This window comes from Streptomyces sp. NPDC000880, assembly GCF_053599675.1.
This window is the reverse complement of sequence record NZ_JBSFMS010000016.1, coordinates 1-12,387: the sequence shown is the minus strand read 5'-3', so window position 1 is coordinate 12,387 and position 12,387 is coordinate 1. Positions and strand designations below refer to the sequence as shown.

The following is a 12,387-nucleotide window of genomic DNA, read 5'->3' as shown; positions in this document are numbered from 1 at the left end:
ACGGCCCGGCCAGCCCTGTGGACAACTACCCGACGGCCAGACCTCCGGCGTCACCCGTTCCGGCCAATGACCAGCCATTTCGATGGCAGCTCGACGCGTGATCCGTCCGCCGCGTACTCCGTTGTCGTCAGCGGCAGTTCACCGCTCGCGAGCACGCCGAGCCCGGCTGAGCGGAAGAATTCCACCAACTCCGCGTCGGCCACCGCCCCCGGCACGATGCCGTGCCGGAAGATCGGCTGAAGCTTCGGCGGCGGCCCCGACGGCGACTTCGCCAGGCCCATCAGCTTCTGCCCGGCGGCCTCCGACAGCTCGACCACAAGGGCCCGCCCGCGCTCCCCCAGCAGGGTGGCGATGGTGTCGGCCAGCCCCTGCCGGTCCTCGGGGTCGCACTGGTGGAGCACTCCGCGCATATAGACATTGGCGTCGCCCAGTTCGGCGTGCAGCTGCGCCACCGCCGCCCCGTCCACCGCGTCGATCTCCCGGAACCGCGCCTCCCCCACTCCTTCCCGCCTTCTGGCGAGTTCGATCGCGGCCGCCGACAGGTCCACCCCGAGGACATGCGGGAAGCGGTCGGCGAGGAAATGCGTCTGTGTGCCATTGCCGCAGCCCAGATCCACCAGGGTCAGTTCGGGGTCCGTCACATGCGGTTCGTAGAGCGCGAGATGGATTCCCGCGGTGAGTGCCGGCTCCGCGTCCCAGAGGACCGCTCCGGGCTCGTCGGAGGCCTCGCTCCAGAAGCCTTCCCAGGCCTCTTTGTACCGACTCGTCACGCTCATGACCAGCTCCCCAGGATGTGACACAACGTCAAGATCGGTCTATCGCTCCTGGGTTACCCCGACAAGCGCCCGGCGCATTCCTTCACGTGGCGTTCGATCCTCGGCACTTCGGCACGCGCCCGGCGAGATCCGAAAGACACTCCCTACGGCAGCGCCAGCTCGAACCAGACGGTCTTGCCGTCCGCCGTACGGCTGGTGCCCCACTGCCGCGCCAGGGTGCTCAGCACCCGCAGTCCGCGCCCGAGCTCGTCGCCCGGTCGCGCGTCGAGCAGCGTCGGCAGGGTGTGGTCCTCGTCCGCCACCTCGCACAGCAGCGACCCTGCCCGAACCAGCCGGAGCTCCGCGCGACGGCCGCTCGCATGCCGCACCGCATTGGTGACCACCTCGCCGGCCAGCAGCTCCACGGTCTCGGTCAGCCCGGCGAGGCCCCAGGACCGCAGCTGTCCACGGACCAGCCGACGCGCCCTGGCCGCCTCGCGCGGTTCCAGCGACAGCTCCCAGGACGCCACCGACTCGGCGTCGATGCCGTTCAACCGGGCCATCAGCAGGGCGACGTCGTCTTTGCGGCCGCCACGAGTGTTCAGCGCGCGGATGATGGTGTCGCAGGCGTCGTCCATGGACGCCGCGGGGTGCGCGGCGGATTCGCACAGCGTCGCAAGTCCGACGCCGATGTCCTCGCCCCGCACCTCCACCAGGCCGTCCGTGCACATCACCAGGCGATCGCCGGGCGCCACGGGCACTCGTACGCTCTCGAAGGGCACCCCGCCGACGCCTATCGGCGCGCCTGTCGGCAGGTCGAGCAGATCGCTGCGCCCGTCGGCCGCGCGGACGATCACCGGGGGCACATGGCCGGCGTTCGCCATCTGCAGTTCACCCCGGATCGGGTCGTACACCGCGTACAGACACGTCGCGAGGTAGTGCTCGCCGAGGCGCTGGGCGAGGTCGTCGAGGTTGCGCAGCAGCTGCTCGGGCGGCAGATCGAGCGCGGCCATGGTCTGTACGGCCGTACGCAACTGGCCCATCATCGCCGCGGAGTTCAGGCCGTGCCCCATCACATCGCCCACCACCAGCGCGGTGCGCGATCCCGGCAGCTTGACGGAGTCGAACCAGTCGCCGCCCACCCGGCCGAGGAGGGTGCCCGGCAGATAGCGGGTGGCCGTGTCGCAGCCGACCATCCGCGGGGTGACCTGCGGCAGCATCGAGTCCTGCAGAGTCTCGGCGACGTTCTCCTGGTAGGTGTACATACGGGCGTTGTCGAGGACGAGACCCGCGCGGGCGGCCAGTTCGGCCCCGGTGACCCGGTCCATGTCGTTGAACAGGGCGCGCTCCGGGTGGCGCAGCAGGATCATGAATCCCAGCACCACATTGCGCGCCTTGAGGGGCACGACGAGCATCGAGCGTCCGCTGATGAGGGGACGGATGTCACGCTTCTCGAACTGCGAGGCGATGGCGGTGCCCATCTGCTCGCTGATCCGCGGCACCAGCACCGGGTCGCCGGTGGTCATGCACTGGAAGAACGGCGTGTGCTCGGGGAACGGCATGGATTCGCCGACCGGCACCACATCGTCCCAGCGTCCCGGCTCGTCCACATGCTCGACGGCAACGCGGTGCCACATGGTGGTCGCGTCCGGCGGTCCGTCCGGGAAGCCCTCGCCCGCGATGACCTGTTCACGCAGATAGGTGCCCGCGACATCGGTGAAGCGCGGCACGACGGCCGCGCTGACTTCCTGGATCGTACGGGAGAGGTCGAGCGAAGAACCGATGCGGCCGCTGACCTCGTTGAGGAATTCGAGCCGCTCGCGCACCGCCGCGTACTCGAGGTCCTGTTCGAGATCGGCCTCGTCCACCGCCAGTCCGGCGGCTGCCGCGGCCTCGGCGGCGCACTGTCGCGCCTTGCGCTCCGCGCGCCGTGGCACACCCCAGTCGGGCGTGACAGGCACCCGGTCGTGATGGCTGAACTCCAGCACCGGATAGCCCAGGTCGAGGACCTGGGAGACGATCCGCGTCGACTCGTGGACGCTCATGCTCGGCAGGATCTCGGGGAGTCTGCGCGCCAGTTCGTCGAAGCCCGGGAACTCGGTGTGCAGGGCGAAGCCCGGAGCCATCCGCTCGACGCTCTCGTCCTGGCCGCCGAACAGGGCTGCGTCCGCGGCCAGTACGAGCAGCCGCTCCTCGCCGGGCCCGACCATGGGGTAGGCCCACCAGAGCACATCGGCCCGGTCGCGGCCGGGCTCCGACAGCCGAGCCCGGCCGGCCGCCGGATAGGAGGTCAGACCGTTCAGCGAGGCGTCGAGTCCGGGGCCAAGACCGCTGTATCCGTCGTACGAGTCGTACTCGCCCTCGGCCGCCAGCGCTCCGGTGACCGGGAGCAGGTCCACCGCGGGCCGGCCCACCGCCTCGTCCCGGGTGGGGCCGAAGAGCCGCCGCGCGCCCGTCGACCAGTGCGACACCCGGCCGTCGCCGTCCACGACGACCACGGCAAGCGGAATCCGGCCGGCCACGGCGTACTGCTGTGGCGGTGTCGGCGGAACATCACTGTCCATGGGCGCCAGGCTCCTTCCCCGCCGCCGGCATCTGCGGCCTGTCACCACGGTACGGCGCTGTGCGGGCAGCGCGCGGGGCAACAGCGGAATAGGTCGTGTGTCCGCCCCAACTGACCGGCAGTCAGTCCTCGTGACCCAGCTGGAGATCGCGTTCGGTGCGTCCGCCGCCGGCGACCTGCAGGACTGTCGCCACCGGCGGATAGCCCGCCGCGATCACCGTGTACTCCCCCGATGACAGGTCGACGAACCGGAAGGTGCCGTCGGGGCCCGTGGTGAGGGTGTCCACCACATTGCCGGCCGCGTCGAGCAGCGTGACACGCGCCTCCTCGACAGGGCGGCCGCCGCCGGCCCGCACCGTGCCCCGCAGCACCGCTCCGCCTGCCAGCTCGACGTCCTGCCGGGTCTCGCGCGACGCCTGCACGCTCACCGGGAGCGCGGCGGGCCTGAAGGCGGGGGCGCTCGCGGCGAGGGTGTACTCCCCCGCCACCAACTCCGTGATCACATACCCGCCTTCGCGGCCGCTGCGGGCGGTGGCGACGACATCGCCGCGTACGTCGGTGAGGGTCACAGCCGCGTCCCGCACGGGCGAGCCGTCCGCCGTCAGAACGGACCCGGCGAGCCGGCCCGCGCCGCCGAGGACCACATCGAGCTCGACCGGCCGCTCTCCGACGGTGACGGTGACTGCCTGTGGCTGATGCCCGCCGGCCGCCGCGATCATGACGTACGAGCCGGCTCCGGGCACGCTCAGCGCGTACCGCCCGTCCTCGCCGCTCGCGCCGCGTCCGATCTGGTGTCCCTGTACGTCGATGAGGGTGAGGGCGGCGCGCGGGACTGTGCTGCCGTCGTGGTGCTGGACGATGCCGCAGACCGGGACGCCCGAGGTGTACGCGGGTGCGCTGCGGGCCTGCGGTACTGACGTGGTCTCTGCGGCGGATGCGTTGTAGGACACCAGCGGTTTCTCCTTGAGGAAGAAGGCGATGAAGAGGCCGAGCGCGAGCACCGGCACCAGATAGAGGAAGATCCGCGGCATCGCGTCTGCGTACGCCTGGATGTAGCCGTCGCGCAGGGCGGGCGGCATGGCATGGACCAGTTGCGGAGTGATGGATTCTGGGTCGGGCAGGCCCGCCCCGGCCGGGATGCGGTCGGCGAGTGCGTCGGTGAGGCGGTCGGTGAGGAGTGTGCCGAAGACAGCGGCGCCGACGCTGCCGCCGATCTGCCGGAAGTAATTGTTGGCGCTGGTGGCGACGCCGACGTCGGCGGGCGGCACGGCGTTTTGCACGGCGAGGATGAGGACGGGCATCACCAGTCCGATACCGACGCCGAGCACGGCCTGCCAGATGCCGTATTCGAGCCGCGGCGTGTCGGCCTCGAGCCGCGACAGCAGCCACATGCCGGCCACCGAGAACGCGCTGCCGATTACGGGATAGATCTTGTAGCGGCCGGTACGGCTGATCAGCCGGCCGGAGACGATCGAGGCGGCGACGATGCCGCCCATCATCGGGAGCATCAGCAGCCCGGACTCGGTGGCGCCGGCGCCGTCGACCATCTGCAGGAAGGTCGGCAGATAGCCGGCCACGCCGAAGAGTGCGACGCCGACGACCGCGCCGACGAGGCTGGTGATGTTGAAGATCGAGTCGCGGAACAGCCGCAGCGGGATGATCGGTTCGGGCGCGAAGTGCTCAACGACCGTGAAGAGCAGGATGGTTCCCGCCGCCCCGGCCGCCAGTCCCAGGATGACTCGCGAGCCCCAGGCGTACTCCGTGCCGCCCCAACTGGTCAGCAGCACCAGGCAGGTGGAGGCGGCGGCGAGGAACAGCGCGCCGAGGACGTCGAGCCGGGCGCGCGCGGCGGGCTTGGGGAGCTTGAGCACAACGGTGACGACGATCAGGGTCACCACGCCGAAGGGGACGTTGAAGTAGAAGCACCAGCGCCAGGAGACATGGTCGGTGAAGAAGCCGCCGAGCAGCGGGCCCGCGACGGATGCGAGTCCGAAGGCCGCACCGATGAGTCCCATGAACCGGCCGCGCTCCCGGGCCGGGACGATGTCGGCGATGATCGCCTGCACACCGATCAGGAGACCGCCGGCGCCGATGCCCTGGATGGCGCGGAAGGCGATGAGCTCGTCCATGCTGCGTGACCAGCCCGCAAGCGCGGAGCCGATGACGAAGACGACGATCGCGAACTGGAAGACGCCCTTGCGGCCGAAGAGGTCGCCGAGTTTGCCGTAGATCGGCAGGCCGATGGTGGCGGTGAGGAGATAGGCGGTGATCGCCCAGGGCATCCGGTCCAGGCCCTGGAGCTCGCCGACGATCCTCGGGAGGGCGGTGGCGACGATCATCTGCTCGAGCGCGGCGAGAAGCAGCGCGAGCATCAGGCCGAAGAAGACGAGGCGTACGCGGCGCGGGCTGAGCGCGGTGGCCTCGGCCGGATCGGTATGCGCAGGCGGCGAGGGAGCGGCCGGAGCCGTCGGCTCGTCCTTCACCAGAGTGATCCCGCCCACGTCCCTGCTCCCCTCGTCGCGCCTGCGCGGGCTCATTTCTCGCATTACGCAACAACTGCGAGCAAGCGCGACGAGTTACTGGGGAGGTGCGGGTGAGCGGCTTAAGCGCCGGTCGGAGCCCCTACGGCGTACAACAGACCCGTACGGAAAACCACTCGAAACGGTGAGCGGGAGAATAACCCCTGCGGGCTACTTCTCGACTTCGGCGGCGAGCTTGGCGAGCAACTCGTCGTAGATCCGCCCAAGTCCCTTGGGGGCGAAGGCCTTCTCGAAGAATCCGCCGATGCCGCCTGCGCCGTTCCAGACGGTGGTGACGACAGCTTTGGACTTACCCTCGCCGGCCGGGGTGACGGTCCAGGTGGTGACCATGGAGGAGTTGCGGTCCTTCTCGACCAGTTGGCCCTCGGTCGGCTCGGCCACTTCGAGCAGGCAGTCGCGGATGCGCTTGCTGGTGGCCTGGAGCTTCCAGTGGACGAGGGTGCCCTCGCCGTCGCCGCCCTCCCGGACCTCGTACTCACTGAAGTGCTCGGGCAGGAGCTTCGCGCGGGTGCTCTCGTAGTCGGCCAGCGCGTCGAACACCTTCTCCGCGTCCGCCGCGATGATCCGTTCCGTGGTGGCCTCGACCTGCGCCATTCCTGTTCCTCCAGCACTCGGGGTCTTCGGGTGCGGCTAGCCAACCACCTCGGGTGCGGCCGGCAGAAACCGGGGTAGCAGCGATCAAGGGAACATGTGTTCTATTCTGTGGTCACTGCTACTCAGGAGGCGCCATGCGCTGGGACAATCTGGTCGAGAACCCCACCACGGCCGGGGACACCGCGCTTTTCGGTACGTCAGCGGTGAGGACCCGGACCTTCGACACGCCCGAATTCCGCGGCATCACCTTCCACGAGGTCCGCGCCCGTTCGATCCTGAACCGGGTGCCGGGCGCCTCACGGATGCCGTTCGAGTGGACCGTCAACCCCTACCGGGGCTGTACGCACGCGTGTGTGTACTGCTTCGCCCGCAAGACACACAGCTATCTGGACCTCGACACGGGGCTCGGCTTCGACTCCCAGATCGTCGTGAAGATCAACGCGCCGGAGCTGCTGCGCCGGCAGCTGGCCTCGCGGCAGTGGCAGGGCGCGCATATCGCGATGGGGACGAATGTCGACTGCTATCAGCGGGCAGAGGGACGCTACCGACTGATGCCGGGCATCATCTCGGCCCTGCGCGACCACGCGAATCCGTTCTCCATCCTCACCAAGGGCACGTTGATCCTGCGCGATCTGGATCTGCTGCGGCAGGCGGCACAGGTGACGGAGGTCGGGATCTCGGTCTCGGTCGGCTTCACGGACCCCGAGCTGTGGCGCACGGTCGAGCCAGGCACGCCGTCGCCCGAGCGCCGCCTCGATGTCGTACGCACCCTCACCGATCACGGCATCGGCTGCGGGGTACTGATGGCGCCGGTCATCCCCTTCCTCGGCGACCATCCTGACCAGCTGCGCGCGACGGTACGCGCGATCGCCGCGTCCGGGGCGACGTCGGTGACCCCGCTGGTGCTGCATCTGCGGCCCGGCGCGCGTGAGTGGTTCATGGCATGGCTCGCGCAGCACCATCCGCATCTGGTGCGGCGGTACGAGCGGCTGTACGCGGAGGGGGCGTACCCGCCGAAGTGGTACCAGCGCCGGATCACCCGCCATGTCCACGAACTGGCCGCGGAGTTCGGGATAGGCCCGGCGGACCGGGGTGTGCCTCGGCGTATCCCGATGCCGCCGGAGCCGGACCCGGTGGGATCTGAACCCACCCAGCTCACCCTGCTCTGAGCCTGGCAGCCGGATTGTCAGTGGCGTGCGCAAGGATGGCCGCATGACCACACAGCTCACCCATCTGAAGGCCCCCGAAGGCGTCGCCGCCGGCACCGGCTACAGCCATGTCGTATGGGGTACCGGGCGGTTCGTCGCGATATCGGGGCAGTGCGCCTTCGACGAGGACGGCAAGGTGGTGGGCGAGGGCGACCCTGCGGCGCAGGCGCGGCAGGTCTTCGAGAACCTCCGCCGCTGTCTGGCGGCGGCGGGCGCGACTTTCGATGACGTGGTCAAGCTGACGTACTTCGTCACCGATGTGACACACCTCCCGGCGGTCCGCGCCGCGCGCGACGAGGTGATCGACGCCGGACGGCTCCCGGCGAGTTCGGCTGTCCAGGTCGCCGCGCTGTTCCGGCCCGAACTGCTCGTCGAGATAGAGGCGTTCGCGCTGCTCGGGGAGGAGGGGTAACCGATGGACGTACGGGTCCGGGAGATGACCGCGGACGACTGCGAGGCGGTCGCCACGGTCCGGGTGCGGGGCTGGCAGTACGCGTACGCGGGGCTGATGCCGCAGTCGTACCTGGACGCCATGAGCGTGGAAGAGGACGCGGCAAGGCGTCGTGACTTCCTTGCGAAGGGCAGTGGCCGGGTGACCAATGCGGTGGCCGAGCGGGACGGCGAGGTGGTCGGGTGGGGTTGCTGCGGACCGAGCCGGGACGAGGACGCGACGGTCGGCCAGTGCGAGCTGTACGCGATATATGTGCTGCCCGAGCAGGTCTCCACGGGGGTGGGGCGGGCGCTGATGGAGGAGCTGATGGGGCGGGCCGTGGCTGACGGGTTCCCGGGGATGCTGCTCTGGGTCCTGAAGGAGAACCACCGCGCCCGCCGCTTCTACGAAAAGGCGGGCTTCGCACCGGACGGCGCGGAGGAGACGTTCGAGGTGGACGGGGTCGCCGTACCGGAGGTGCGGTACGCCCGCGCGCTGACCGCGTAGCCGCGACGGCATGGGCCGAACTCACGCCCCCGGACCCCCGTCAGTCGAGGCGGGCCAGCGACGCCTCCGCCGCTGCCGTCAGTCTGGGGTGCGTGCGTGCCAGTCTCAGCACGTCCCCCGCTCGTTTGTCGCCCAGTGCGCCCAGACCCTCGACGCAGGCCAGGGCCAGGCGCCAGTGGGGGTCGCCCGGGGTCAGCCGGCGGCGGAGGACCGTGATCAGTGCTGGGACCGACTCCGGGGCACGCAGGCGGGTGAGCAGCCGGACCGGGACCAGGGCGTAGGCGGCGCGCAGCTCATTCGTGGCGAGCGCCGCCGCCGCGCGGGGGGTGCGGGGGTCCGCCAGGCGGGACAGGGCGTGGGCCGCCGAGACGCAGCGTTCCGGGTCGCGGTGGTTCAGGAGCAGCACCAGCGCCTCGAAGGCCCGCCGGTCCCCCGTGCAACCGAGCCGGAATGCCGCCATCTCCCGTGCCCACAGGGGCCGTTCATGTTCGGTGAGGACTCCGACGAGCTCCTCCCGGTCCTCCGTGGCCAGCAGCCGTTCGTAGGCCACCGAGCCGCCCGACTCGCCCCGCAGTCGCCGCGCCAGCGACCGTAACTCCTCATCCATGGCGGCCAGCGTATCGGCGACGCCGCGGCGATCCAGATCACACTCGCCCAAGTCTGGCGCGCTCGTTACTCGCGGGTTAACCTCAAGTGAGCGGGTAACCCCCCGCACAGCTCACGGTGGCCTGGTGACGCAGCCGCCGCGAGTGCTTGTCGGTTCGGTAGTTCTGCACATGAGTTCCGCACATGCGTGAGTACGACTCGACTTTGGGACAGAGTCCGTCGGCCCCGCACCCACGACACGCAATTGGCGTGCGCCCCGCCCCCCTTGGCGTTCTCGGCCGCCCGCGCCCCTCATCAGTCGTCACTCATCCCTGGAGTCCCCCGATGGACACCCCTCTCCACACCATTGCCGTCGTCGGCCTGGGCACCATGGGCACCGGCATCGCCGAAGTGCTCGCCCGCGCCGGCCGTGAGGTCATCGGCATCGACATCAGCGACGCCGCCGCCCGCCAGGCCGTCACCGCGCTCGAAGCCTCCACCGCCCGCGCCGTCGCGCGCGAGCGGATCACCGAGGAGGAGCGGCGCAACACCCTCGCCCGCTTCCGCACCTTCTCCGATCTGCAGGCCGCCGCGGACGCCGATCTCGTGATCGAGGTCGTGTCCGAGTCGTACGAGGCCAAACAGCAGGTCTTCCGCGCGCTGGACTCCATCGTGCGCCCCGGCACCATCCTCGCCACCGGCACCAACGCCCTGTCGGTGACCCGGCTGGCCGCGGACTCCGCCCACCCCGAGCGCGTGCTCGGCCTGCACTTCTTCAACCCGGCGCCGGCGATGAAGCTGGTCGAGGTCGTCTCCTCGGTGCTGACCTCGCCGCACGCCGTCGCGGCCGTCACCGCGCTCGCCCGCGAGCTCGGCAAGGAGCCGGTCGCGGTCGGTGACCGTCCCGGTTTCGTCGCTGACGGGCTGCTCTTCGGCTATCTCAATCAGGCCGCCGCGATGTACGAGGCGAAGTACGCCTCCCGCGAGGACATCGACGCCGCGATGAAGCTGGGCTGCGGGCTGCCGATGGGCCCGCTCGCGCTGCTCGACCTGATCGGCATCGACACCGCGCGTACCGTCCTGGACGCGATGTACGCGGAGTCCCGCGACCGGCTGCACGCCCCGGCCCCCATCCTCAAGCAGCTCAGCGAGGCGGGCCTGACCGGCCGCAAGTCGGGCCGCGGCTTCTACACCTACGCCGCCCCCGGCACCTCGGACCCGCTCCCGGACGCCCTCACCCCGCAGTCGGCGGCCGAGGCGGTGGCCGGCCACGAGGTCCGCTCGGTCGGCGTCGCCGGCTCCGGCACGATGGCGAGCGGCATCGCGGAGGTCTTCGCCAAGGCCGGTTACGACGTGGTGCTCGCCGCCCGCAGCCTGGAGAAGGCGGAGACGGCGAAGTCCCGTATCGCCAAGTCCCTTTCCCGCTCGGTCGACAAGGGCAGGATGACGGCCGAGGCCCGCGAGGCGACGCTGGCCCGCGTCGCCCCGGCCGGCTCGCTCGACGCATTCGCCGAGGTCGACCTCGCGGTGGAGGCGGTGGCCGAGGACCTGGAGATCAAGCAGCAGCTCTTCGCCACCCTCGACAAGATCTGCAAGCCGGGCGCGGTGCTCGCCACCACCACTTCCTCGCTGCCCGTCGTCGCCTGCGCCCGCGCCACCTCGCGGCCGCAGGACGTCATCGGCATGCACTTCTTCAACCCCGCGCCGGCGATGAAGCTGGTCGAGGTGGTCCGTACGGTCCTGACCTCCGACCAGGTCCACGCCACCGTCCGCGCGGTGACAACGAAGATCAAGAAGCACCCGGTGGACTGCGGCGACCGGGCCGGCTTCATCGTGAACGCCCTGCTCTTCCCGTACCTCAACAATGCGATCAAGATGGTCCAGGAGCACTACGCGACGCTGGACGACATCGACGCCGCGATGAAGCTGGGCGGCGGTTATCCGATGGGGCCCTTCGAACTCCTCGACGTGGTCGGGCTCGATGTCTCGCTCGCCATCGAGAAGGTTCTGCACCGCGAGTTCCGCGACCCGGGCCTGGCTCCCGCGCCGCTGCTCGAGCACCTGGTGGCCGCGGGCTGCCTCGGCCGGAAGACGGGGCGTGGCTTCCGCGAATATGCCCGGCGCTGATGGCACCGCGGGCTGGGGCGGGCTGCTCGATCCTCCGGACGGTCCGCCCCCCGCCCCGGGTGGGGGCGTCCCCGACCCGCAGGCGCACTCCGCTGCACGAATGCAGTACGTTCAGCTCATGCCCCAGCCCGCCAAGCCCACCCGTGCCAAAGCCACGCCGGACGCTCCGGAAAGTGCCGCAGGCAGTCGCGCCGCGGCCCAACGCCTCAAAATGCGGCGCGAGTTGGCTGCCGCGGCGATGGAACTGTTCGCGACCAAGGGGTACGAGGCGACGACTGTCGACGAGATCGCCGCCGCGGCCGGGGTCGCCCGCCGGACCTTCTTCCGCCACTTCCGCTCCAAGGAAGAGGCGATCTTCCCGGACCACGACGACACGCTCGTACGCGCCGAGGCGGTGCTGAACGCCGCCCCGGCCCACGAGCACCCGCTGGACACCGTGTGCCGGGGCATCAAGGAGGTCATGCGGATGTACGCGGCCTCCCCAGCGGTCTCCGTGGAGCGCTACCGCCTGACCCGTGAGGTGCCCACCCTGCGGGAGCGGGAGATCGCCTCGGTGGCCCGTTACGAGCGCCTGTTCACGCGCTATCTGCTGGGCCATTTCGACGAGCGCGACCACCACGACGGCAACGACGACCCGCTACTGGCCGAGGTGGCCGCGTCCGCGGTCGTCACCGCGCACAACCATGTCCTGCGCCGCTGGCTGCGGGCGGGCGGCCAGGGCGATGTGGAGTCCCAGCTGGACCATGCGTTCGCGATCGTCCGCGACACGTTCGGCACCGGGATCGGCGCGGGCCGCGCCCCGCAGAGCGAGCGGACCGAATGGACCGAGCGGTCCGGTCCGGCGGCGGTGTCAACGCGCGCCGGCGGCGACGTGCTGGTGACGGTGGCCCGGACCGACGCTCCTCTCGCCGAGGTCATGCGCACCATCGAGCGGGCGCTGGGCGACCGCAGGGGCTGACCCCGGGGCTCCGGCCCCGGCCCCGGACCGCGAGATCGTGTCGACCAGCAGCGCGTCACAGAGCACATTGGACTTCGCGCCCGGCGCGCCCTCGCCGATCTCGATCAGACCGCGGTAGGA

At 70.5% G+C, this 12,387-nt stretch carries 10 protein-coding genes; 5 read left to right on the top strand and 5 right to left on the bottom strand.

Features of this window, described 5'->3' with window-relative positions; translation table 11 throughout:
* Positions 1–50: 50 nt before the first annotated feature.
* From ACWDO5_RS07950 to ACWDO5_RS07935, 4 genes are all read right to left on the bottom strand, one after another.
* Complete coding sequence (locus ACWDO5_RS07950) at positions 51–776, bottom strand: class I SAM-dependent methyltransferase (protein ID WP_450529361.1); 726 nt, start codon at positions 774–776, stop codon at positions 51–53.
* 143 nt (positions 777–919) lie between these two features.
* A complete protein-coding gene (locus ACWDO5_RS07945; RefSeq protein ID WP_450529360.1) occupies positions 920–3,319 on the bottom strand; it encodes an ATP-binding SpoIIE family protein phosphatase in 2,400 nt (799 codons plus the stop codon).
* Positions 3,320–3,440: 121 nt separating this feature from the next.
* Positions 3,441–5,819: an MFS transporter gene (locus ACWDO5_RS07940; RefSeq protein WP_450529465.1), complete on the bottom strand. Its 2,379-nt coding sequence runs from the start codon at positions 5,817–5,819 to the stop codon at positions 3,441–3,443.
* A 189-nt stretch (positions 5,820–6,008) separates the two neighbouring features.
* On the bottom strand, positions 6,009–6,452 hold the full coding sequence (locus ACWDO5_RS07935) for an SRPBCC family protein (RefSeq protein WP_450529358.1): 444 nt from the start codon (positions 6,450–6,452) through the stop codon (positions 6,009–6,011).
* Positions 6,453–6,586: 134 nt separating this feature from the next.
* On the opposite strand from ACWDO5_RS07935, the gene ACWDO5_RS07930 reads away from it, so the two are divergent.
* Genes ACWDO5_RS07930 through ACWDO5_RS07920 form a run of 3 tightly spaced genes read left to right on the top strand, consistent with a single transcriptional unit; the run spans position 6,587 to position 8,597 of the window.
* On the top strand, positions 6,587–7,621 hold the full coding sequence (locus tag ACWDO5_RS07930) for an Rv2578c family radical SAM protein (protein ID WP_450529356.1): 1,035 nt from the start codon (positions 6,587–6,589) through the stop codon (positions 7,619–7,621).
* Positions 7,622–7,664: 43 nt separating this feature from the next.
* Positions 7,665–8,072 carry a RidA family protein gene (locus ACWDO5_RS07925; protein WP_450529354.1) on the top strand — a complete coding sequence of 136 codons (408 nt, stop codon included), beginning with the start codon at positions 7,665–7,667 and terminating at the stop codon, positions 8,070–8,072.
* A gap of 3 nt (positions 8,073–8,075) precedes the next feature.
* Positions 8,076–8,597, top strand: coding sequence for an N-acetyltransferase family protein (locus tag ACWDO5_RS07920; protein WP_450529353.1), 522 nt, complete (start codon positions 8,076–8,078; stop codon positions 8,595–8,597).
* Between the two features lie 40 nt (positions 8,598–8,637).
* On the opposite strand, the gene ACWDO5_RS07915 is transcribed toward ACWDO5_RS07920, so the two are convergent.
* On the bottom strand, positions 8,638–9,204 hold the full coding sequence (locus ACWDO5_RS07915) for an adenylosuccinate lyase (RefSeq protein WP_450529352.1): 567 nt from the start codon (positions 9,202–9,204) through the stop codon (positions 8,638–8,640).
* Between the two features lie 323 nt (positions 9,205–9,527).
* Here ACWDO5_RS07915 and ACWDO5_RS07910 point away from each other — a divergent pair, with 323 nt between their 5' ends.
* Together ACWDO5_RS07910 and ACWDO5_RS07905 are read left to right on the top strand one after the other, a co-directional pair.
* Entirely contained in the window at positions 9,528–11,309 is a 1,782-nt protein-coding gene (locus tag ACWDO5_RS07910; RefSeq protein ID WP_450529351.1) for a 3-hydroxyacyl-CoA dehydrogenase family protein, read from the top strand.
* A gap of 118 nt (positions 11,310–11,427) precedes the next feature.
* On the top strand, positions 11,428–12,267 hold the full coding sequence (locus ACWDO5_RS07905; protein ID WP_450529350.1) for a TetR family transcriptional regulator: 840 nt from the start codon (positions 11,428–11,430) through the stop codon (positions 12,265–12,267).
* The last annotated feature ends 120 nt before the right edge of the window (positions 12,268–12,387 follow it).

What these genes read in the sequence shown, in the direction of transcription:
- ACWDO5_RS07950 (WP_450529361.1), bottom strand. Translation starts at nt 776, where the DNA reads ATGAGCGTGACGAGTCGGTACAAAGAGGCCTGGGAAGGCTTCTGGAGC.
- ACWDO5_RS07945 (WP_450529360.1), bottom strand. Translation starts at nt 3,319, where the DNA reads ATGGACAGTGATGTTCCGCCGACACCGCCACAGCAGTACGCCGTGGCC.
- ACWDO5_RS07935 (WP_450529358.1), bottom strand. Translation starts at nt 6,452, where the DNA reads ATGGCGCAGGTCGAGGCCACCACGGAACGGATCATCGCGGCGGACGCG.
- ACWDO5_RS07930 (WP_450529356.1), top strand. Translation starts at nt 6,587, where the DNA reads ATGCGCTGGGACAATCTGGTCGAGAACCCCACCACGGCCGGGGACACC.
- ACWDO5_RS07925 (WP_450529354.1), top strand. Translation starts at nt 7,665, where the DNA reads ATGACCACACAGCTCACCCATCTGAAGGCCCCCGAAGGCGTCGCCGCC.
- ACWDO5_RS07920 (WP_450529353.1), top strand. Translation starts at nt 8,076, where the DNA reads ATGGACGTACGGGTCCGGGAGATGACCGCGGACGACTGCGAGGCGGTC.
- ACWDO5_RS07915 (WP_450529352.1), bottom strand. Translation starts at nt 9,204, where the DNA reads ATGGATGAGGAGTTACGGTCGCTGGCGCGGCGACTGCGGGGCGAGTCG.
- ACWDO5_RS07910 (WP_450529351.1), top strand. Translation starts at nt 9,528, where the DNA reads ATGGACACCCCTCTCCACACCATTGCCGTCGTCGGCCTGGGCACCATG.
- ACWDO5_RS07905 (WP_450529350.1), top strand. Translation starts at nt 11,428, where the DNA reads ATGCCCCAGCCCGCCAAGCCCACCCGTGCCAAAGCCACGCCGGACGCT.